Annotated in this window: 25 protein-coding genes; 13 read left to right on the top strand and 12 right to left on the bottom strand. The window is 66.1% G+C overall.

Annotated features, from left to right (window positions below):
- Window positions 1-14 precede the first annotated feature (14 nt).
- Genes PMI15_RS09915 through PMI15_RS09925 form a run of 3 tightly spaced genes read right to left on the bottom strand, consistent with a single transcriptional unit; the run spans window position 15 to window position 2,304 of the window.
- Window positions 15-977: an ROK family protein gene (locus PMI15_RS09915; protein ID WP_007867582.1), complete on the bottom strand. Its 963-nt coding sequence runs from the start codon at window positions 975-977 to the stop codon at window positions 15-17.
- Between the two features lie 16 nt (window positions 978-993).
- Entirely contained in the window at window positions 994-1,188 is a 195-nt protein-coding gene (locus PMI15_RS09920) for a DUF2905 domain-containing protein (protein ID WP_007867585.1), read from the bottom strand.
- Window positions 1,189-1,197: 9 nt separating this feature from the next.
- Window positions 1,198-2,304, bottom strand: a complete 1,107-nt coding sequence (locus PMI15_RS09925; RefSeq protein ID WP_007867588.1) for a class I SAM-dependent methyltransferase — start codon at window positions 2,302-2,304, stop codon at window positions 1,198-1,200.
- A gap of 96 nt (window positions 2,305-2,400) precedes the next feature.
- Here PMI15_RS09925 and PMI15_RS09930 point away from each other — a divergent pair, with 96 nt between their 5' ends.
- The 6 genes from PMI15_RS09930 to PMI15_RS09955 are packed head-to-tail and all read left to right on the top strand — an operon-like array spanning window position 2,401 to window position 7,113.
- Window positions 2,401-3,180: an SDR family oxidoreductase gene (locus PMI15_RS09930; RefSeq protein WP_007867591.1), complete on the top strand. Its 780-nt coding sequence runs from the start codon at window positions 2,401-2,403 to the stop codon at window positions 3,178-3,180.
- A gap of 45 nt (window positions 3,181-3,225) precedes the next feature.
- A complete protein-coding gene (locus PMI15_RS09935) occupies window positions 3,226-3,597 on the top strand; it encodes a dihydroneopterin aldolase (RefSeq protein WP_007867594.1) in 372 nt (123 codons plus the stop codon).
- A 20-nt stretch (window positions 3,598-3,617) separates the two neighbouring features.
- A complete protein-coding gene (gene ttcA, locus PMI15_RS09940) occupies window positions 3,618-4,568 on the top strand; it encodes a tRNA 2-thiocytidine(32) synthetase TtcA (RefSeq protein WP_036838311.1) in 951 nt (316 codons plus the stop codon).
- A gap of 36 nt (window positions 4,569-4,604) precedes the next feature.
- Complete coding sequence (locus PMI15_RS09945; RefSeq protein WP_007867598.1) at window positions 4,605-5,228, top strand: DUF4136 domain-containing protein; 624 nt, start codon at window positions 4,605-4,607, stop codon at window positions 5,226-5,228.
- Between the two features lie 2 nt (window positions 5,229-5,230).
- Window positions 5,231-5,935, top strand: coding sequence for a histidine phosphatase family protein (locus PMI15_RS09950; protein WP_007867600.1), 705 nt, complete (start codon window positions 5,231-5,233; stop codon window positions 5,933-5,935).
- Complete coding sequence (locus PMI15_RS09955) at window positions 5,932-7,113, top strand: DSD1 family PLP-dependent enzyme (protein WP_007867603.1); 1,182 nt, start codon at window positions 5,932-5,934, stop codon at window positions 7,111-7,113. The genes PMI15_RS09950 and PMI15_RS09955 overlap by 4 nt, the downstream gene beginning before the upstream one ends.
- Before the next feature lie 15 nt (window positions 7,114-7,128).
- Here PMI15_RS09955 and PMI15_RS09960 read toward each other — a convergent pair whose 3' ends face one another.
- The 4 genes from PMI15_RS09960 to ruvA form a co-directional block, all read right to left on the bottom strand.
- On the bottom strand, window positions 7,129-7,602 hold the full coding sequence (locus PMI15_RS09960) for an energy transducer TonB (protein ID WP_036838315.1): 474 nt from the start codon (window positions 7,600-7,602) through the stop codon (window positions 7,129-7,131).
- A 62-nt stretch (window positions 7,603-7,664) separates the two neighbouring features.
- Window positions 7,665-8,495 carry a hypothetical protein gene (locus tag PMI15_RS09965; RefSeq protein WP_007867609.1) on the bottom strand — a complete coding sequence of 277 codons (831 nt, stop codon included), beginning with the start codon at window positions 8,493-8,495 and terminating at the stop codon, window positions 7,665-7,667.
- Window positions 8,496-8,497: 2 nt separating this feature from the next.
- The gene (ruvB, locus tag PMI15_RS09970) at window positions 8,498-9,565 is read right to left on the bottom strand and encodes a Holliday junction branch migration DNA helicase RuvB (RefSeq protein ID WP_007867612.1); all 1,068 of its coding nucleotides are present in this window, start codon (window positions 9,563-9,565) and stop codon (window positions 8,498-8,500) included.
- Window positions 9,566-9,580: 15 nt separating this feature from the next.
- Window positions 9,581-10,153 (bottom strand): Holliday junction branch migration protein RuvA, encoded by a 573-nt coding sequence (gene ruvA, locus PMI15_RS09975; protein WP_007867616.1) that lies wholly within the window; start codon window positions 10,151-10,153, stop codon window positions 9,581-9,583.
- Between the two features lie 104 nt (window positions 10,154-10,257).
- On the opposite strand from ruvA, the gene PMI15_RS09980 reads away from it, so the two are divergent.
- Complete coding sequence (locus PMI15_RS09980) at window positions 10,258-11,274, top strand: PhoH family protein (RefSeq protein WP_007867619.1); 1,017 nt, start codon at window positions 10,258-10,260, stop codon at window positions 11,272-11,274.
- Window positions 11,264-11,719, top strand: a complete 456-nt coding sequence (ybeY, locus tag PMI15_RS09985) for an rRNA maturation RNase YbeY (protein ID WP_007867622.1) — start codon at window positions 11,264-11,266, stop codon at window positions 11,717-11,719. Before PMI15_RS09980 ends, ybeY begins: the two co-directional genes overlap by 11 nt.
- Before the next feature lie 33 nt (window positions 11,720-11,752).
- Here ybeY and PMI15_RS09990 read toward each other — a convergent pair whose 3' ends face one another.
- From PMI15_RS09990 to PMI15_RS10005, 4 genes are all read right to left on the bottom strand, one after another.
- A complete protein-coding gene (locus PMI15_RS09990; protein WP_007867624.1) occupies window positions 11,753-12,433 on the bottom strand; it encodes a glycosyltransferase in 681 nt (226 codons plus the stop codon).
- A 91-nt stretch (window positions 12,434-12,524) separates the two neighbouring features.
- A complete protein-coding gene (gene dtd / locus PMI15_RS09995) occupies window positions 12,525-12,974 on the bottom strand; it encodes a D-aminoacyl-tRNA deacylase (protein ID WP_007867626.1) in 450 nt (149 codons plus the stop codon).
- Window positions 12,974-13,726, bottom strand: coding sequence for a substrate-binding domain-containing protein (locus PMI15_RS10000; protein ID WP_007867629.1), 753 nt, complete (start codon window positions 13,724-13,726; stop codon window positions 12,974-12,976). The genes dtd and PMI15_RS10000 overlap by 1 nt, the downstream gene beginning before the upstream one ends.
- Window positions 13,727-13,779: 53 nt before the next feature.
- Entirely contained in the window at window positions 13,780-14,694 is a 915-nt protein-coding gene (locus tag PMI15_RS10005; RefSeq protein ID WP_007867632.1) for a cation diffusion facilitator family transporter, read from the bottom strand.
- A 186-nt stretch (window positions 14,695-14,880) separates the two neighbouring features.
- Between PMI15_RS10005 and PMI15_RS10010 the strand changes: the two genes are divergently transcribed.
- From PMI15_RS10010 to PMI15_RS10025, 4 genes are all read left to right on the top strand, one after another.
- The gene (locus PMI15_RS10010) at window positions 14,881-15,231 is read left to right on the top strand and encodes a cupin domain-containing protein (RefSeq protein WP_238541100.1); all 351 of its coding nucleotides are present in this window, start codon (window positions 14,881-14,883) and stop codon (window positions 15,229-15,231) included.
- Between the two features lie 81 nt (window positions 15,232-15,312).
- Complete coding sequence (locus tag PMI15_RS10015; RefSeq protein WP_007867637.1) at window positions 15,313-15,849, top strand: FecR domain-containing protein; 537 nt, start codon at window positions 15,313-15,315, stop codon at window positions 15,847-15,849.
- A complete protein-coding gene (locus tag PMI15_RS10020) occupies window positions 15,846-16,460 on the top strand; it encodes an OmpA family protein (RefSeq protein WP_007867639.1) in 615 nt (204 codons plus the stop codon). The genes PMI15_RS10015 and PMI15_RS10020 overlap by 4 nt, the downstream gene beginning before the upstream one ends.
- The gene (locus PMI15_RS10025) at window positions 16,460-16,945 is read left to right on the top strand and encodes a hypothetical protein (protein WP_007867642.1); all 486 of its coding nucleotides are present in this window, start codon (window positions 16,460-16,462) and stop codon (window positions 16,943-16,945) included. The genes PMI15_RS10020 and PMI15_RS10025 overlap by 1 nt, the downstream gene beginning before the upstream one ends.
- Before the next feature lie 50 nt (window positions 16,946-16,995).
- Here the strand turns inward: PMI15_RS10025 and tyrS are convergent, their stop codons facing one another.
- Window positions 16,996-18,228, bottom strand: coding sequence for a tyrosine--tRNA ligase (tyrS, locus tag PMI15_RS10030; RefSeq protein WP_007867646.1), 1,233 nt, complete (start codon window positions 18,226-18,228; stop codon window positions 16,996-16,998).
- A gap of 227 nt (window positions 18,229-18,455) precedes the next feature.
- On the opposite strand from tyrS, the gene PMI15_RS10035 reads away from it, so the two are divergent.
- Window positions 18,456-19,820: a M23 family metallopeptidase gene (locus PMI15_RS10035; RefSeq protein ID WP_007867648.1), complete on the top strand. Its 1,365-nt coding sequence runs from the start codon at window positions 18,456-18,458 to the stop codon at window positions 19,818-19,820.
- Window positions 19,821-19,905: the final 85 nt, after the last annotated feature.

Here is a 19,905-nt window from a genome sequence, read left to right on the forward strand (position 1 = left end):
AGGACCCGGCCAACTCAGCTCACCAAGGCCAGCGCCCCAAAATCCCCAACCCTCTCCCCCAAACCAGCCTCCACCAACTCAAACGCATCCGTCAGCGCGGGCAGCTTGCCATGGATCTGCGCGCTCAGGCGAGGCAGCAAGTACTCGCGGTGGTTCCAGAATACGCCGCCGCCCAGGCTGATGCGTTCCAGGTCCAGGGTGGCGACCATGTTGTAGAGGCCGCGGCCCAGCACGCGGCACAGCTCGTCGACGATGGCCTGCGCGGCCGTGTCGCCGGCTTGCGCGGCGGCGAACAGCGCGGAGGCGCCGGGGTAGCCCGCGCCGGCGAAGCGCCTTGCGATCGCGTTGCCGGCCACCACGCCTTCCAGGTCGCCCCTGTTGCCGCAGCCGCACAGCGCGTCGCTGTGGTCGCTGACAAAGGTGTGGCCCGCGTGGCCGGCGTTGCCGTGCTTGCCGCGCAGGATGCGGCCGTCCACGCAGAGGCCGAAGCCTATGCCGGTGCTCCAGGTCACGTAGGCGCAGTGGCTGTAGCCTTGCAGCGCGCCCCAGCGGCGCTCGGCCTGCAGGGCACCAATGCCGTCGTTTTCGAGGCGGAGTCTTTCGGCGAAGCGGCCGCGCAGCGGCGCTTCCAGCGGCACGCTGACCCAGTCGTTGGGCAGGCCGCGCGCCGGGCCAGCCATGCCGCCGCAGATGTTGGGATTGGAAATCTCCAGCATGCCGTCCACGGCGACAAAGGGACCGCAGGACGACACGCCGACGGCCGTGATGTCCTGCTCGCGGACGCCGGCGGCCTCGCAAGCCTGGTCCAGCATGCGCAGCACCTGGCGCGCGACGGTGTCGGGCGGGCCGGCTTTTTCGGTGGGCTCCACGCGACGGGACTGCAGGGCCAGCGAGGCCTGGGCCAGGCTGATGTCCTGCGCGGCTTCTATCAGGCTGACCGCGATCTTGGTGCCTCCCAGGTCGACGCAGGCTTTCATGGTGGGCAGTGCTTCCTCAAAGAATTTTGGCAACCAGGCTGGCGATAAAGCTCAGCAGGATGGTGGTGGTGAGCGGAATGAACCATTCACGCCCGAACAGGCGAAAACGCAGGTCGCCGGGCAGCTTGCCGAAACCCAGCTTCTGCAGCAGCGGGCTGAACCAGCTGATCAGCATCAGGGCCAGAAAGATGACGATAAACCAGCGGATCATGAAGGCAGTTTAGAGCGTATGCATGCGGTCGCCGGCGGCAAAGCCGATAGGCTCCCAGACCGGATGGCCTTTGGCCCCGAAGGCGATCACCTTGAACAGCTCGCCCATCTCGTGCTCGGCGACCAGTTTTTGCACCATGGCGCGCTGCTCCAGCGGCGCGCCCTCCATGCCATCAACCAGGCCGCAGTTCAGCAAAAAGCGCCCCTGGCTGGTGTAACCCAGTACTTCCAGTCCGGCCTCCTGGCCGGCCAGGGCGATGCCGGTGAAGTTGACGTGGGCGGTGATGTCCTTGCCGCCCACATCGGCCAGCGCATCGGCGTCCGCCAGGTGGCCGCGGTGGCACATCACGGTGCCCATGCTGCGCTGCGGGTGGTAGTACTCGTGCTCGGGAAAGCCGTAGTCGAGCAGGAAAACCGCACCGGCCTCCAGCCGGTCGGCCAGGGTGGCGACAAAACCCTCGGCCTGGGGGTGGATTTCGGTGAGGTAGTCATGCGTGCCCTCCACCTCGACGGGCGGCCGCAGCGCGGTGCGCCGGTCGGCATAGGCAAAGCCGCCCTTGTGCACCACCACGCCGCGTTCATGCCAGCTGCCCTGCAGCCGCGCCAGCAGCTTGACCGGCATGGCGTCCAGCACTTCGTTGCCCAGCACCACACCGCGCATCCTGGGCGGCAATTCCGCCGCCCATTGCACCTTGTCGCCATAGGCGGCCAGCCGTTCGCGCTGGCGCGCCTGCAGGCTGCCCGAGAGGTCCACGATGGTGTAGCGCCCCAGTTTGGGCCCCAGTGCCTGCAGCACCTGCTGCGCCAGCGCGCCCGTGCCCGCGCCGAACTCCCAGACCTCGGCCGTGCCGGTGGCCTCCAGGGCCTGGGCCGCCTGGCGCGCCAGGGCCTGGCCGAAACGCGGCGAGAGCTCGGGCGCGGTGACAAAATCGCTGCCGCTGCCCGGCATCAGGCCAAATTTGCGCGAATCGTTGGCGTAGTAGCCCAGGCCCGGGGTGTAGAGGGCCAGGGCCATGAATTCGTCAAAACCCAGCCAGCCGCCGGCGGCCTCAATGGCCTTGGCAATGTGGGCGGCGAGGCCGGTCGGTAAAATAGGGGTATCGGTCGTCGGGGTCATGGGGCACCAGCCGCCATTGTCGGCGATCCCCACAGCCTCTTCACCCCGCGCTCCAACCCCCTTTTTTTGCTTCCTTTTGAGTCCCGACGCCCACCCATGAACCCAGCTCCGTCCTCCCCACCCGTGGTCCTCGTGACCGGCGCCTCGCGGCGGCTGGGGCGCGAGATCGCGCTGGCGCTGGCGGCCAGCGGCTGGCAGGTGGCGGTGCATTACCGCGCCTCCGAAACCGAAGCCATGGCAACCGTTGCCGACTGCGCCAGGCTGTCGGGCGACTCGGCGGCTTTCCAGGCCGACCTGGGCGACGAGGCCGCTGTGCGCGCCCTGCTGCCGGCCGTGGCCGCGCGTATGGGCCGGGTCGATGCGGTGGTCAACAACGCCTCGACCTTTGAAGAGGACAGCGCCGCCAGCTTCGGCTTTGCGGCCCTGGACAAGCACCTGCACAGCAACACCGGCGCCGCCGTGTTGCTGGCGCAGGCGCTGCACGCCCACATCGCGGCGCGCGGCGGAGAGGGTGCCCAAGGCGCCGTGGTCAACCTGCTGGACCAGAAGCTGTGGAACCAGAACCCGGATTTTTTCAGCTATACCCTCTCCAAAGCCGCACTCGAAGCGGCCGGCACCATGCTGGCGCTGGCGCTCGCGCCCCTGGTGCGCGTGGTCGGCGTGGCGCCGGGCCTCACGCTGACCAGCCATCTGCTGAGCGACGAGCAGTTCCAGGCCAGGCACAAGCTGTCGCCGCTGGGCCGCTCTTCCACCCCCGCCGACGTCGCGGCCGCGGTTAAATTCGCGCTGGAAAACCGCTCCATCACCGGCACCACGCTGCTGGTGGACGGCGGCCAGCACCTGATGAAGTTCGAGCGCGATTTTTCGCTGATGTAAGCCGCAGCCGCCGCTTGCCCCACCCACACATCACAGACTGGCGCCATGTACAACACCCGCGGAACCCAGACCCTGAACCTCAGCGGCTTGCGTTTTGACGCCAACCTGGGCATTCTGGACCATGAAAAAACCGCACCGCAGCCCATCCAGGTCGATGCCGAGTTGAACCTGGGCACGCAGCCGCTGCTGCCGCATGACGACGACATCCACCATGTGCTGGACTACCGCAAGGTGCGCCAGATCATCATCAGCGAGTGCACGGCCGAGCACATGAACCTGCTGGAGAGCCTGATCGGCAAGCTGGCGCACCGGCTGATGCAGCTGCCCGGCGTGCTCGGCGTGCGCGTGAAGATCGCCAAGCTTGAAATTTTTGACGACTGCGAAGTGGCCATTCGCATCGAGACGGGACAGTGGTGAACGATATGGAAGCGAACGACATGAGCGCAGTCTGGGAAGAAGCCGTGGCGGAATACGAGCAGCAGGAAAGCTCGGCGCGCGTGCAGAACAGCATGAAGATAGAGCGCGAGGACCACAAGCTTGAAAAACGCCTGTGCCGCGAGGTCGGCCGCGCGATCGTCGACTTCAACATGATTGAAGAGGGCGACAAGGTCATGGTCTGCGTCTCGGGCGGCAAGGACAGCTATGCCATGCTCGACATCCTGCTCAAGCTGCAAAAGCGCGCGCCCATCAACTTCGAGCTGGTGGCAGTGAACCTCGACCAGAAGCAGCCCGGTTTTCCCGAGCATGTTCTGCCCGAATATTTGAGCAAGCTGGGTGTGCCCTTCCACATCGAAAACCAGGACACCTACAGCATCGTCAAGCGCGTCATCCCCGAGGGCAAGACGCTGTGCTCGCTGTGCTCGCGGCTGCGCCGCGGCATCCTGTACCGCGTCGCCGGCGAGCTCGGCTGCACCAAGGTCGCGCTGGGCCACCACCGCGACGACATGCTGCAGACCTTTTTCCTGAATATGTTCTTCGCGGCCAAGCTCAAGGGCATGCCGCCCAAGCTGGTCAGCGACGACGGCAAGAACGTGGTGATACGCCCCATGGCCTACGTCACCGAAAAAGACCTCACGCGCTGGGCCCAGGTGCGCGAATTCCCCATCATCCCGTGCACGCTGTGCGGCAGCCAGGAAAACCTGCAGCGCAAGCAGGTCGGCAACATGCTGCGCGAATGGGAGAAAAAATTCCCCGGCCGGCTCGAGAACATGTTCGCCTCGCTGCAGAACATCGTGCCCTCGCACCTGATGGACAACAAGCGCCACGACTTCAAGGCCATCAAGGCCACCGGCGTGGCCGATGCCGACGGCGACAAGGCCTTTGACCCCGAGGAGTTCCGCGAGCCGGCGCTGCCGGGGCTGTCCGTCGTGGGCATCACTTCGCGCTGAGGGAGTGTTCCTTCAACCGCTGATTCCGGGAAGCTTATGAAACGCCCATTCGCAGTGATCTTTTCCATCGCCGCCATGGCCTTGCTGATGGCGGGCTGCTCCACCGTGCGCGTGGTCGACAGCGATGTCACCGCCTTCTACAACTGGAACGGCCCGCCCCCCGCACCGGCCACGCCGTATCGCTTTGAGCGCCTGCCCTCGCAGCAGGCCGCGGGCAGCCAGCAGGACCATGTGGAAGGCCTGGCGCGCACCGCCCTGGCCAAGGTGGGGATGGAGCTCAACCCGCCCGCCGCGCGCTATAGCGTGCAGATCACGGCCAGCACCCAGATCGTCGACCGCGGGCCTTATGGCTACAGCCCCTACGGCGGCTTTGGCTTCGGAAGCGGTGTGTTTGTGGGCGGCGGCAGCCGCGGGGCTTCGGTCGGCCTGTCGTTTCCGATCGGCGGCGGGATTGCCGAGCCGCCTTATTTCAAGCGCGAGCTGAGCATCGTGATGCGCGATTTGCGCACCAACCAGGTCAGCTTTGAAACACGCGCCCTGCACGACGGCGTCTGGGGCGACACGCTGGCCGTGCTGCCCGCCATGCTGGACTCGGCCCTGCGCGGGTTCCCGCAACCACCCGCCGGCACACGCCGCATCAACGTTGAAATACCCAGGTGAGCATGGAACCAACGCGCATCATCGCCATTCGTCACGGTGAAACGACATGGAATGTGGACACCCGCATCCAGGGCCACCTGGACATCCCGCTCAACGAAACCGGCCGCAGGCAGGCCGAGCGCATGGCGCGGGCGCTGGCCGACGAGCCCATCAGCGCCATCTACGCGAGCGACCTGACCCGCGCGTGGGAAACCGCGCAGTACCTGGCCCGCGTCCAGGACATTGACGTGACGCGCGAGGAAGGCCTGCGCGAGCGCGGCTTTGGCGACTTCGAGGGCAAGACCTTTGCCGAGATCGAGGCCTTGCTGCCCGACCAGTCCATGCGCTGGCGCAAGCGCGACCCCGAATTCGCGCCCGCCGGCGGCGAATCGCTGATCGCCCTGCGCAGCCGCGTGGTTGCCACCGCCGAGCGCCTGGCGGCCGCGCATCCGGGCGAGCTGATCGCACTGGTCGGCCATGGCGGCGTGATGGACGTGCTGTACCGCGCCGCGACGCGGCTGGACATCCAGGCGCCGCGCACCTGGGAACTCGGCAATGCAGCCATCAACCGCCTCCTTTGGACACCCGAAGGCTTTACGCTCGTCGGCTGGGCCGACACCCAGCACCTGGACGATGGCACACTGGACGACAGCGCAATTGCCGGCGGCTCGCTGGACCCGCTGAGCGCGCAATCACAAATATCAGAAGAGATAAGACGCACCTCATGAGTACCATGCCCTCCCGCCTGGCCGAACTGATAGGCAAGCCGGTCAACGATATCGATACCCCCGCCCTGGTCATCGACATGGACGCGATGAAACGCAATCTCGCGCGCATGGCCGAATTCGCAAAAAAACACAACGTCCGCTGGCGCCCGCATGCCAAGCTGCACAAGAGCGCCTCGCTGGCCAAGATGCAAGTACGCGCCGGCGCGGTCGGCGTCTGCGTGCAGAAGACCTCGGAGGCTGAAATCATGGCGGCCGGCGGCGTCACCGACATCTACATCAGCAATGAGGTCATCGCCCCGGCCAAGCTGGCGCGCGTGGCGGCGCTCGCGCAAAAGCTTGCGGCCCAGGGCGGCCACCTGGCCATCGCGGTCGACAGCACCGAGGGCGTGATCCGCCTGGCGCAGGCCATGACCGAGGCGCGCAGCGCCACCGGCGTGGCCACCGTGATCGACGTGTTTGTCGAAATCGACGTCGGCCAGGGCCGCTGCGGTGTCGAGCCCGGCGCCGCCGCCGTCACGCTGGTGCTGGAAATCCGCAAGCACCCGGCCCTGCGTTTTGCCGGCCTGCAGGCCTACCACGGCAAGGCCCAGCACATGCGCAGCGCGCACGAAAGGCGCGACGCCATCGCCAAGGCCGTCGAGGCCGTGGTGCTCACGCGCAAGCTGGTCGAAGCCCAGGGCATCACGGTGGACCTGGTGACCGGCGCCGGCACCGGCAGCCTGATGCTGGAAGCGGCCAGCGGCGTCTACGGCGAGCTGCAGGCCGGCTCCTTCATGTTCATGGATGCCGACTACGCGAAGAACGAGCGAGACCCGGCCCAGCCGCAGTTTGAGCACGCGCTTTTCGTCAAGACCCAGGTCGTCAGCACGCATGGCGGCCACGCGGTGTGCGACGCCGGCCACAAGAGCCACGCGATCGACTCCGGCCTGCCGCTGGTCCATGCCTTCGACACCGAGAGCGAACTCGAGTTTTTCAACGGCGGCGACGAGCACGGCATCCTGCGGCCTGCCGGCGACAGCAAGCGCCTGCCCGGCCTGGGCCGCATGCTGTGGCTGATCCCGGGGCACTGCGACCCGACCGTGAACCTGCACGACTTCATGATTGGTGTGACGGGCGGCCTGCGCAACGGCACCGTGCAGCGTATCTTCCGGGTCGACGCGCGCGGCGCGCTGACCTGAGCCGCCGGTTTTTCGCTAGAAATTCACGCCGTAAACGGCATACATGGGCGCAGCCGCGCCGTTGACGCGCCCGCCGCGGTACTCGGCCTCGCGCGCCGACTGCAGCACCGCCTCATTGAGCTCGGCATGTGTGGATGACAGCACGCGCGCATCGAGCAGCTTGCCCTCGGCATCCAGCAGCGCAACCACCACGACGCGGCCGTGCAGGCCCTGCTCGCGGTAAGCCCGCAGCGCATCCAGTGTGCCCGGCTTGCGCACGCGCGCGACGGAAATCTTCTGCCCCATGCCGTCGCCGTCCTGCATCCTGGGCGCCTGCGGGTGGTCGGCGTAGAGCTTGCTCATCTGCTTGAACAGCTCGGGGAATTCCGGCAGGCTGGAGGTGGCGGCCAGTGGCACGGCCGGGTTGGGCGTGCGCGGTGTGGGCGGGTTGCCGGGGGCTGAGCAGCCCGCCAGCATGCAGCACAGGCCCAGAAGGGCGGCAGCCGCCATCCGCTGAGGGGCAGGCGTGCGGCCCGGGATCTGGCAACAAAGCCTGAAACAAAACCGCAGAGTCATGATCGTGCGGCCATGGCTTCGAAGTCACGGGCCGGGATGGCAAGGGATATGGACACCATGAGCACCCCATAGGCCAGGCAGGCAAGCGCTCCCAGCCAGGTCAGAAAGTTCCAGGCGTTGTAGCGGCCCGGGTTGGCTTTCAGTTCCTTGGCATAGTCCGGCGACGCGCCGGGCAGGCCACGTGCCGCGCCGTAGTCAAGCGCGGCATCGCCGAGAAAATAAAATCCCGCGATGCAGGCCGTCGCCCCAAGGAAAAACATAAATGCCCTCGGCCACTTGAAGCCTTTGAGGAAGAGCAATGCCAGCGCAAAGGCCGCGCCGCCCGTGAGAAAAAGCTTTCCCGTCACTTTGGGCGAACCCAGCGGCAGCAGTTCGCGCCATACCCAGGGCAAAGGCGCAAGCAGCCATTCGGACGCGGGTGCCAGCCCGCCCCACCGCAGCCCGGAGAGGGCGCCGCCCGACACCTCCGCCAGGACGATGACGCACACGCAGGTGGCCACGGCGACATAGCAGATATGGCGAAACGTCGTGCAGGCGGTCGGCGAGGCACTCGACCAGTGGCGTTGCACCAGGTGCGCGGCCCATCCCGCTGCCAGGATGGTGGTCCCGGCCGCGCCAAGCCATGCGGCCATTCCCTGCAGCACGGCGAAGCCCTCCAGCACAAACACCGGCAGGTAGCCGAACACCACGCCACCCAAGGCATAGGCCAGCAGCACGGCCACCGTCAGGCCCAGCCCCGTTGAATTGAAGAAGCGCTGTTCGGCGCTGGCCTTCGTCCAGGCCGCCTTGGGATCCGCAGCCGCGGACAAGGCCACCCACCGCCCCATGTTCAGGCGTTAAACATGTCGTTGCCGCTGGCCGGCGGCGCCACGCCCAGGTGGCGGTAGGCGGCCAACGTGGCGATACGCCCGCGCGGCGTGCGCTGCAAATAGCCCTGCTGGATCAGATAGGGCTCGATCACGTCTTCAATCGTGTCGCGCTCCTCGCCTATGCTGGCGGCGATGTTGTCCAGGCCCACCGGTCCGCCGTCGAAGCGGTGGATCACGGCTTCGAGCAGCTTCCTGTCCATCACGTCAAAGCCCTGCGGGTCCACGTCCAGCATGGCCAGCGCCTTGTTGGCGATGTCCAGCGAGATGTGGCCGCTGCCCTTGACGTCGGCATAGTCGCGCACGCGGCGCAGCAGGCGGTTGGCGATGCGCGGCGTGCCGCGCGAGCGGCGGGCGATCTCAAAGCCGCCTTCCTCGTCCATGGGCGCGTTGAGCAGCTTGGCGCTGCGCCGCACGATGCGGGCCAGCTCGTCGGGCGTGTAGAACTCCAGCCGCGCGACGATGCCGAAGCGGTCGCGCAGCGGGTTGGTCAGCATGCCGGCGCGCGTGGTGGCGCCCACCAGGGTGAAAGGCTGCAGATCGAGTTTGATGCTGCGCGCCGCCGGGCCTTCGCCGATCATGATGTCGATCTGGTAGTCCTCCAGCGCGGGATAGAGGATTTCCTCCACCACGGGGCTCAGGCGGTGGATCTCGTCGATGAACAGGACGTCGTTCTTTTCGAGGTTGGTCAGCAGTGCCGCGAGGTCCTTGGGTTTTTCCAGCACCGGGCCCGAGGTCTGCCGCAGGTTCACACCGAGTTCGTGCGCAATGATGTGGGACAGCGTGGTCTTGCCCAGGCCGGGCGGGCCGAACAGCAGCACATGGTCCAGCGCCTCGCTGCGTTTTTTGGCCGCGCCTATGAAGATTTCGAGCTGGTCGCGCACCTTGGACTGGCCCACGTACTCGTCAAACAGCTTGGGGCGCAAGGCGCGTTCTATGGCCTCCTCGCCGGGCGAGGCCGGCGCGGCCGACATCACGCGCTTGGGCGGCGGAAAGTCGCCGGAGGAGAAGTCGTCTGTCTGAATGGTCATGCTGGCTTACCGGGACTATTTCGCCAATGCCTTCAGCGCCAGCTTGATGCCGTCGCTCACGCCGATGTCCTTGGGCAGGGCCTTGAGCGCCAGCGCGGCGTCGCGGTCGCTGTAGCCCAGCGCCACCAGGGCCTGCAGGATGTCGGATTGGGCGTCGTTGGCCACGCTGACCTGCACGCCGATATCGGCGCCCAGCTTGCCCTTGAGTTCGAGCAGCAGGCGCTCGGCGGTTTTTTTGCCGATGCCGGGCACCTTGATGATGCGTCCGGCTTCCTGCTGGGTCACCGCCTGCGAGAGTTCCTCGACGCTCATGCCGCTGAGCACGCTGAGCGCGGTGCGCGGGCCCACGCCGGAGATCTTGATCAGCTGGCGGAAGGCGGCGCGTTCGGTGGCGCTGCCGAAGCCGTAGAGGATTTGCGCGTCTTCGCGCACCACGAAGTGCGTCAGCAGGCTGACTTTTTCGCCCAGGCCGGGCAGGTTGTAGAAGGTGCTCATGGGCACCAGCACCTCATAGCCGACGCCGTTGCAGTCCACCAGGATCTCCGGGGGATTTTTTTCGGCCAGCTGGCCTGAGAGTCTTCCAATCATGGGCAAATCTTATCAGTCAGGCGCGGGCGTCCGTTTGGGCGGACAATTAGGTTTTGACCGGTGCCCGGCGCCGGTGTTTTGAGTTTTTCAGGAAATCCACCGCCTTGATCCTTCGCCACACCTTCACGCCGCCCAACAACACCCGCATGGGTCACTTGTGCGGACCCATGGACAGCCATATCCGCACCATAGAGGCGGCGCTGGATGTCACGATCGCGCACCGCTTTGAGCAGTTCAAGATCGACGGCACCAAAGTCAAGGCGACTTTGGCGCTGGAGGTGCTCCAGGCCCTGTACGAAATCGCCCAGCGGCCCATAGAGCCCGAAACCGTGCAGCTGATGCTGGCCGGCGACACGGCCCTGAGCACCGCGCCCGACGGCGGAATCACGCTGTCGACCCGGCGCGCCGACCTGCGCGCCCGCACCAACAACCAGGGCACCTACCTGGAAAACATCGCCACGCACGACATCACCTTCGGCATCGGCCCGGCCGGCACCGGCAAGACCTACCTGGCCGTGGCCTGCGCGGTCGATGCGCTGGAACGCAGCACCGTGCAGCGCATCGTGCTGACGCGCCCCGCGGTCGAGGCCGGCGAGCGCCTGGGATTTTTGCCGGGCGACCTGAGCCAGAAGGTCGACCCCTACCTGCGCCCCCTGTACGACGCGCTGCACGAGTTGATGGGGTTTGAGCGCGTGCAAAAGGCGTTTGAGCGCCAGCAGATCGAGATCGCGCCGCTGGCCTTTATGCGCGGCCGCACGCTGAACCACGCCTTTGTCATCCTCGATGAGGCGCAAAACACCACGCCCGAGCAGATGAAGATGTTCCTCACGCGGATAGGCTTCGGCAGCAAGGCGGTGGTGACGGGCGATGTGAGCCAGGTCGACTTGCCGCGCACCCAGCTCAGCGGCCTGGTGGATGCCGAGCGCGTGCTCAGGCGCGTCAAGGGCATTGCCATTACCCGCCTGACCAGTTCCGACGTGGTACGTCACCCGCTGGTGGCGCGCATCGTCGATGCGTATGACAAATCACCGGGTCGGCCGGCCCTCGCGGAGGAGGGCGTCGCTGAACCGGTGGCGGCGCCGGCCCGCCGCGCCAGCGCAAGGAGCCGTAATGGCTCTTAAGCAATTAAGCCTGTCGCTGCAGTTCGGCGAGCTGAAGAATGCCGCGCGCCATCGCGCGGCCCTGCCGCGCCACAGCGTGGCCCGCTGGATACGCCATGCGCTCGCGCATGACGGCGAGATCACCGTGCGCATCGTGGATGCCGAGGAAGGCCAGGCGCTGAACCGCGGCTACCGCCGGCGCGACTACGCCACCAATGTGCTGACCTTTGACTACACACAGGCGCCCGTCGTGACGGCCGACCTGGTGCTGTGCGCGCCCGTGGTGGCCAAAGAGGCGAAAGACAACGGCAAGACGCTGCAGGCCCACTACGCCCATTTGCTGGTGCACGGCACCTTGCACGCCCAGGGCTGGGACCATGAGACCGGCGAGCAAGACGCCGAAGCCATGGAGGCGGAGGAAATCCGCATCCTCGCGGGGCTGGGTTTCAAGAACCCCTATCGCTGAGGTTCCGGCCCCGTTGAGGCCGCGAACAGATTCTCAGGACTTCCACTTGTCCATATAGGCCGCGTAACCGGCGCGCCAGGACGGGGTGCCGAAGACGCCACTGCTCTGGTGCACCACGGAAATCGGCCAGGTGCCCATGCTGAGCCCCAGCTTCTCGGCTTCACGGCAAAAGTCGAGGTCGTAAAAATGGAAATTGAAACGCTCGTCAAAGCGCAGGCCTTTGTCGATCAGCAGCTGGCTCTCGCAGGCCAGCCACAAACCGTCCAGCAGCTTGACCGGCTGGCCCGACGGGCCAAAGACGCTGAGGTTGGAGGAGGGGAAGCCATCGCCGTGGCCCACCACGCCGCTCAGGTTTTCGCGTGCATCCCAGGTGAGTTTTTCATCAATAAAGGCCCAGCCTGGCTGGCGCGGCACGCGGCGCAAATTGCCGGCTAGGCCGACAATGTTGTATTTCTGGATGCCTTCCCGCAAGCGGTCGGCCCAGAAAAAGTCGCAAAGGTGCAGGTCGTCATGGCAAAAAACCAGCAATGCCGGCTGCTCCCGCGCCTCCTCGATGGCCTGGTTGTAGACGGAGGGCAGGCCGGCGGTATTGCTTTCAAATACCCGCACCTGTATGCCGCCCAGCGGGTAATAGAGGGCCAGCGAGCGGCCCAGCGCGGTTTCAGTGAAGAAGTTGTCAAAACTGGAGCGCGTGGCGACGACAAAACGGATCATGGGCAGCCTAAAGAGTGTGCGAGCTGAGTCGGCCGCGAGACATTAGCTGCCGCCGGATTCACTTGCCGGTTTATACCTCAGCCTTTCCTTGTCAGGCGGCCGGGTCAATCTGAAGTGGAATGGTCACCGGCCCGTCATTGACCAGGTGCACCTTCATGTCGGCGGCAAACCGCCCGGTTTGCACCTCGGGGTGCAGTGCCAGCGCCTGTGCCACAAAATGGTCGTAGAGCCGGCGGCCCTCTTCGGGCGCCGCCGCGCCGGTGAAGCTGGGCCGGTTGCCGCCCGAGGCGTCGGCCGCCAGCGTGAACTGGCTGACGACGAGCAGGCCGCCCTGGACGTCCTGCACCGACAGGTTCATTTTTCCGGCCTCGTCGGAAAAGATGCGCAGCTTGAGTATCTTGGCCAGCAGCTTGTCGGCCTGCGCTTCGCCATCGCCGCGCTCGGCGCATACCAGCACCAGCAGCCCGGGCCCGATCCGGCCGACGGTCTCGCCTTCAATCACCACGCGGGCCTCGGCCACACGCTGCAGCAAGGCTTTCATCAGTCGCCCACGCCGGCCGCGACGAACAGCGGCTTGCCCACCGGCCCCGCGAGAAAACTCACGAACTGCTGGGCCAGTTCCTGCTGCTTGCCGGATGCCAGCGGCGCGGCGGTGTAAGAGGTGTAGTTCTGCACCTCGGCCGGCACCGGGCCGACGAACTTCAGGCCCTTGCCCTGGTAGAGCAGAATTTCAGTGATCGCGCCGAAGCCGATCTCCTGGCCCTTGCCCTTGATGACGTGTTCCATCACGGCGGCGCCATCGGGATAGCGCGTGGTTTTGCCCTCGACCTGCGCATAGACGTCCATCTTTTTGAGCAGGCCTTCGAGGTACAGGCCGGTGGACGCGCGGTTGAACACCAGCGAATCGGCGGCCAGCACCGAGCGCTTCAGCGCCTCGGCGCTGCTGATGTCGGGCGCGGTCGCGCCTTCGCGCACGGCGACGCCCATGCCGACACGGCCGACGTTGGCGCGTGTTTCGGCCAGCTTGCTGGCCGACGCGAATTCGCCGATCACGGCGGGCGGCGCGATCACCACGTCAAAGGCCGGGTTGGATTCCATGCGTTTTCTGAGTTCGGGCGCGGTGTTGAAGGTGATCTTCACGCCGTGGCCGGTCTGCTTTTCAAACGCGGCGGCCGCGGCCTTCAGGCCCGGCTCGATGGCGCCGGCACTGAGGACTGCGATGTCCGCTGCGTGCGCTGTGAAGGTCAACAGAGCGCAGGCAAGGGCTTGGGCGGGAAGCAAGATGCGTTTCATGAAAGCTCCTGGGCGAAAAAGGGCTGGGAAATTATCGAGGCAGATGCCGGCCTTTAGATCAGATCGGCCTCGTCGTCAAAATGCGCTTCCACGTCGCTGGGCAGCAACTGGATGGTGGCGCGCAGGCCGGGCACAGCGCTCATCAGGGCCTGCTCGACGCTGGCGCGTACCGCCGCGGCCCGTCCCAGCGACCAGCTGGCCGGCATGTGCATGTGCAGATCGACAAAACGCCGCTGGCCGGCGCGGCGCGTGCTGAGGTGGTCAAAGCGGATGGTGGGATGGCCGAAGTCTTGCAGCACTTTCTGGATCTCGGCCATCACCTCGGGCTCCACGGCTTCGTCCATCAGGCCTTGAGAAGAGCGCCACACCAGCTGGCAGCCTTCCCACAGAATGTTGATGGCCACGCCTATCGCGACCACGGCGTCCAGCCAGAGCCAGCCCGTCGCGATCACCGCGCCTATGCCGACCACCACGCCCGCCGAGGTCCAGACGTCGGTCACCAGGTGTTTGGCGTCGGCCTCCAGCGCGATCGAGCGGTGCGCCCTGGCCACGCGGAACATCACCCAGGCCAGCAGGCCGTTGAGGGCCGAGCTGCCCACAGCCAGCGCCAGGCCCCAGCCCATTTTTTCGAGCGGCTGCGGGTTCAGGATGCGGTGGGCCGCGGCCCAGATGATGGCCGCCGCCGCGCCTATGATCAGCGCGCCTTCAAAGCCGGAGGAAAAATACTCGGCCTTGTGGTGGCCGTAGGGGTGGTCGTCGTCGGCGGGCCGCTGCGCGATGGTGACCATGGCCAGGCCGAACAGTGCGCTGGCCAGGTTGACGAAGGACTCCATCGCATCCGACAACAGCCCCACCGAGCCGGTGATGTACCAGGCCGTGGTCTTCAGCGCGATGGTGAGCACCGCGACGGCCACCGAGGCCAGCAGCATGCGCTGCGGCGTCAGGGCCTGGAAGGTGGTCGAGTTCATGGCGCTATTGTGTACGAGGGTGATGGCGCCAAGGGTTGTTCCCAAGGCCGGCACCCGGCGCGGCCGCTAGCATGGGTGCGCGCCGCAATTGCCGCGCGTGATCAAACACAATGAACCACTCCTGAGGAAACACCCATGAAGATCCAGAAACGCAGCGTCGCCCTGGTGCTGGGCACCGTGCTGGCCATGTCGGCCGGCGCCTTGTTCGCGCAGGCCTCGGGCCTGACGCGCACGCTTGTCGGCAAAGCCGACGTGTCCGTGCCCGGGCGTGAGGCCGTGGTGGCTCGCGTCGACGTGGCGCCCGGCGCCAAGGCCGGCCGCCACACCCATCCCGGCGACGAAATCAGCTATGTGCTCGAAGGCGAGGCCACCCTGCTGATCGACGGCCAGCCGCCGCGCCAGGTCAAGGCGGGCGAGTCCTTCGTCATTCCGGCCGGTGTGGTGCACGATGCCCACAACACCACCAATGCGCCCATCAAGCTGGTCGGCGTTTACGTCGTCGAAAAAGGCAAGCCGCTGGCCTCGCCCGCACCCTGAGCCCGCGCGGCAGGCGGCGCCGCCCGGGCGCCGCAAGCTCCGGTCGCCAATGCGACAATGGCCGCCGGAGTAAAAACAACAATGTCCTATCCGCATCTGATCGCAGCCACCGCGCTGGCGCTGGCTGCGGCCGGCGCGCACGCGCAGGCCCCGTCGGCAAGCACCTCATCCCCCATCACCGAACCCCCAGGTATTGCGGCCGTCCCGGCCGCCCCTGTTGAAGCCGCCATCCGGCAAGCCGGCTTCCTCAAGACGCTCAAAGGCGGCGTTCAGTTACTGCAAGCGCCGGGCGAGGCGGCGCGGGCGGCGCAGGCCGGCGACGCGCTGCTGCCCGGCGGGCGCATCACGACCGGCCCCGACTCCGCCGCCAGCGTGGTGCTGCGCGACGGCAGCACGCTGGTGCTCGGGCCGTCTTCGCAAATGGAGCTCACGGCCTTCAGCTTTGACGCCACCACCCATGAAGGCAACTTGCTGGCCTCGCTGCTCAAGGGCTCGCTGCGCATGATCACCGGCCTGCTCGGCAAGTCGCACCCGGAAGCGGTGCGCATCGAGACGCAATTCGCCTTTGTCGGCGTGCGCGGGACGGACTTCATCGTGCAGGCGGACGAGCAGCCATGAGCGGCCGTCCTGGCCTTTTGATCCCCGTCACGCTCGCCTTGCTGCTGGCGGCCTGTTCGGCTCCCAGCACCCGCGTTGTGCTGCTGCCGCAGGAAGGCGGTGCGCCGTCCGCCGTGGTGGTGCGCGCCAAGGCGGGCGCCGGCGCCGAGACCACCGTGTCCCAGCCCTACCAGCGCGCCACCGCGGCATCGGGCGCCGGCGGTGCGCCGCGGCTGGATCAGGCCGACCCGGCCAAGGTACTGGCCGAACACCGCTCGCTGTTCGACATGGCGCCGCCCCGGCCGCAGCGCTACACGCTGTATTTCGACGCCGGCGGCACGGTGCTCACGGCCGAATCGCAACTGGTGCTGGAACAGGTGCTGGCCGCGGCGCTGGCCCGCAGCGGCGGTGACATGGTGATCACCGGCCATACCGACACCGTGGGCTCGGGCGCCAGCAACGACGCCCTCTCGGCCCAGCGCGCGCAGCAGGTGCGCCAGATGCTGGCTGATCGCCAGTTCCCGGCGGCGCGCATTGAGGCCGCGGGCCGGGGTGAGCGCGAGCTTGCCGTGCCGACGGCCGATGAGGTCGACGAGCCGCGCAACCGGCGCGTCACCATCGAGGTTCGCTGATGGACCCGACGCAGATCCGTAAAAAAACGGGCGTTGGCGCCGTCGTGATGGGCATGCTGGTCGCAGCATGGATCTACTCTGCTGACGCTGGGGCTCAAGAGTCCGCAGCAACCGTGACAGGACGGATCGCTGAACGTAACGACGTGGCAAAGCAGTCCCGCTTTGTGATCAACCAGGACTACACCCAAGCCATGGGCGGGCTTTTTGGTTTGCTGTTGGCCGACCTGATGGGAACAGCCGCCCACAGCCAATACGTGATCCACACAGAGTCTGGGCGCACCCTGTACCTGGCGGCGAAAGAGGTATTTGGCGTCAATACCTGCGTTTCTATAACCGCCCCGGCGGCCTCTATAGAGAAAGGCTTTGTTGAGCTGGGTCAAGCTGGCTTACAGCCGATTCCGGAATGCGTGGCTCTCAAGGAGACGGTTGTCCCCCCGATTGCCGAAAGCGATGAAATCAAGGAAAAACCTGGGCGGCCCAATTAGCGGGCAGGCGATTTTCGCTCTCCTCCAGTGCGCCCGCCCGCCGGGCTCAATCAACCCAGCGTCACGCGCGCGAACTTGCGCTTGCCGACCTGCAGCACATAGGTGCCGGCCGCCAGCTTGAGCGCCTTGTCGCTGACCACGCTGGAGTCCACGCGCACGCCGCCGCCGTCGATCAGGCGCGTAGCTTCGCTGCCCGAAGGCGCCAGGCCCGCGGCTTTCAGCAGCGCCCCAATGCCCATGGGTGCGCCGGTCAGCGACACCTCGGGAATCTCGTCGGGCACACCGCCCTTGCTGCGGTTGATGAAGTCCTGCTCGGCGGCCTCGGCCGAGGCGGTTGAATGAAAGCGCGCGGTGATTTCCTTGGCCAGCGCGACCTTGGCGTCCTTGGGGTTGCGCCCGCCGTCGACCTCGGCCTTGAGGGCCGCGATGTCGGCTTCGCTCTTGAAGGACAGCAGCGTGTACCACTTCCACATCAGCACGTCGGAGATCGACAGCACCTTGGCGAACATGGTGTTGGCGTCCTCGCTGATGCCGATGTAGTTGTTCTTGCTCTTGGACATTTTTTCAATGCCGTCCAGGCCTTCGAGCAAGGGCATGGTCAGGATGCACTGCGGCTCCTGCCCGTATTCCTGCTGCAGGTGGCGGCCCATCAGGAGGTTGAACTTCTGGTCGGTGCCGCCGAGCTCGAGGTCGCTCTTGAGCGCCACCGAGTCGTAGCCCTGCATCAGCGGGTACAAAAACTCATGCACGCTGATGGGCGTGCCGGCCTTGAAGCGGTCATGGAAGTCGTTGCGCTCCATCATGCGGGCCACGGTGTAGCGCGAGGCCAGCTGGATCATGCCGGTGGCGCCCAGCGGCTCGCTCCATTCGCTGTTGTAGCGGATTTCGGTTTTGGCCGGGTCCAGAACCAGGCTGGCCTGGCGGTAGTAGGTCTCGGCATTGACCTTGATCTGTTCGGGCGTGAGCGGCGGGCGCGTGCTGTTGCGGCCCGAAGGGTCGCCGATCAGGCTGGTGAAGTCGCCTATAAGAAAAATGACTGTATGGCCCAAATCCTGGAGCTGACGCATTTTGTTCAGCACCACGGTGTGGCCGACATGAATGTCAGGCGCGGTCGGATCCAGGCCCAGCTTGATGCGCAGCGGAACCCCGGTGGCCTCGGATTTGGCCAGTTTTTGTATCCAATCGTTTTCCGGGATCAGTTCTTCGCAGCCTCTCAGGGTGGTTGCGAGGCCCATCTTTACACGGTCGGTGATGGGGTATTTTGTAACAAGCGCTTGATTCATAAGGGTTTTTCACATGTCGGGGGATTGTCCGACAGATATACTGGCGGCTCTCCTGCATCCAGCGCGCCATTTTAGTTGGCCTGCAAATTGCTGATCAGGAACCACATCGTCTGGATGGCTCAGGCCCCACCCCTTCAATCCAGGGCTGGCCATCAAAGCTCTCCATTGTTTTATACAGCAGTCCGGCGCTCCGCAGCGCCCGATGCATTTTTGTTGGGAATTTTGTCTTGAAACTGCCAACCCCTTCCCAGATACTGCTTCCCGCCGCCCACAGCCTTCGCCGCCACCCCAAGCGTGTTGCCGCCAGCCTCGCAGTCCTGTTGCTGGGCACGGGCGTCACGGCCTTCGGTGTGGCGCCCATGGCACCCGACGCCGCCGACCTGCCGGTGCGCCAGGTGCTCGAAGCGGTGGAGTCCCTGCCCACACAGGTCCAGACCGATTCCCTGACCGATTTCCGCTTCAAGCTGTTCCGCACCGAGAGCACGCGCAGCAGCGACACCGCCGACTCCCTGCTCAAGCGCCTGAACATCGACGACAGCGCGGCCGCCGCCTTCCTGCGCAGCGACGCCAATGCGCGCCTGCTGCTGTCGGGCCGCGCCGGCAAGAACGTGACGGCCGAAGCCAGCGACAGCCAGCAACTGCTCAAGCTCAGCATGCGCTGGCCCACCGACGACGAAACGACGTTCAAGCGCCTGGTCGTCGAGCGCGGCGCCACCGGCTTTACCTCCCGCGTTGAAACCGCGCCGTACGTCGCCACCGCGCGCCTGTCCAGCGGCAGCATCCAGACCTCGCTGTTCGCCGCCACCGACGATGCCCGCATCCCCGACGGCGTGGCCGTGCAGATCGCCGAAATTTTCTCCAGCGACATCGATTTCCGCCGCGCGCTGCGCAAGGGCGACCGCTTCAACGTGGTCTATGAGTCCCTGGAAGCCGACGGCGAGCCGCTGCGTACCGGCCGCGTGCTGTCGGCCGAATTCGTCAACGCCGGCAGGCCCTACCAGGCCATGTGGTTCCAGCCCCCGGGGCTGGACGCCAACGGCGCCGCCCACAAGGGCGGCTATTACACGCTCGACGGCCAGAGCCTGCGCCGTGCCTACCTGAGCTCGCCGGTCGAGTTCTCGCGCATCAGCAGCGGCTTTTCGATGCGCTTTCACCCCATCCTGCAAAAGTGGCGCGCCCACCTGGGCACCGATTTCGCGTCTCCCACCGGCACGCCCGCGCGCACCGTCGGCGACGGCGTGGTCGAATTCTCCGGCGTGCAGAACGGCTATGGCAACGTGGTTTTCGTCCGGCACCGCAACGGCCACGAAACCGTCTATGCCCACCTGAGCAAACTCATGGTGCAAAAAGGCCAGAACGTGAGCCAGGGCCAGACCATAGGCCTGGTCGGCAGCACTGGCTGGGCCACCGGCCCGCACCTGCATTTTGAATTCCGCGTCAACGGCGTGCACCAGGACCCGATGATGATCGCCAAACAAAGCGAGGCCATCCCGGTCGCCGCGGCTTCCATGCCGCTGTTCAAGCAGCTTGCCGTGGGTGTGAGGACCCAGCTGCTGGCGGCAGCCTCCATTACACAAACCCGCTCTGAGTAATTGAGCCCCCACGCTTTTCACTGCGTCTTCGACTTCGTGTAATGCGCTGCCCCCCGAGGGGGTGCTGCGCCTGCGGCCCGGCAAA

Source organism: Polaromonas sp. CF318 (assembly GCF_000282655.1).
Lineage (GTDB): Bacteria > Pseudomonadota > Gammaproteobacteria > Burkholderiales > Burkholderiaceae_C > Polaromonas.